General features: G+C 49.1%; 1 pseudogene. It reads right to left on the reverse strand.

The annotated features are described in order from the left end of the window. Positions 1–12: 12 nt before the first annotated feature. Positions 13–698: pseudogene (locus tag P3G66_RS31825) on the reverse strand (DNA polymerase domain-containing protein); the annotation flags it as partial.

A 698-nucleotide genomic window follows, 5' to 3' on the forward strand; every position in this document is an offset into this window, starting at 1 on the left:
CTAGACTTTGCTATACCAACGCGCTTTCGGATAGCCCATATAGCCGTAATAGCTGTTCGCCAGCAGTTTGATCGCGCGCTGGCGATAATCCAGCATTTTTTTTTCGATCGGATCGATGGTGCTTTTCATTTTCTTTTTGATATCCTGGCGCATCGCAATCAGATCACCCAGAATGCTCGGGATAAAGCCCGGAAAATCTTTGCAGAAGCGATAGCCCACAATCGGCGCAACATCATAGTTTTTGCAGCCTTCTTTTTCCAGGGTATCCGGGCTAACGTTATGGATCACGATAATGCTCGGATACAGGCTACGGAAATCCAGGTAGATGATGTTTTCCCACAGGCCTTTTTCCGGTTCTTTCACATAGCCGCCCAGATAGGTGGTACGCAGACGACGTTTGTATTCTTCTTCGTCCGGTTTGTTCGGCGCCAGTTCATTACGCGCATACGCAACGCGCAGCAGATACCATTCCACCAGATTACCGGTGCTGCTACGGCTAACATCCCACACGCTCTGACCAATCAGTTTCGCCAGTTCCGCTTCCATCGGGAAAAATTCTTTACCCAGTTCATAGGTCGCACGCGCATCTTCCATGCTATACTGCGCCAGTTTTTTCATGCTTTCTTCGGTTTCCCAAATCGCCGCAATTTCTTCCGCGCCCAGTTTGCTTTTGGTTTTGCCCAGAACCGCTTCATACA

The organism is Rhodococcus sp. C3V, from assembly GCF_029269915.1.
Lineage (GTDB): Bacteria > Actinomycetota > Actinomycetes > Mycobacteriales > Mycobacteriaceae > Rhodococcus_F > Rhodococcus_F qingshengii.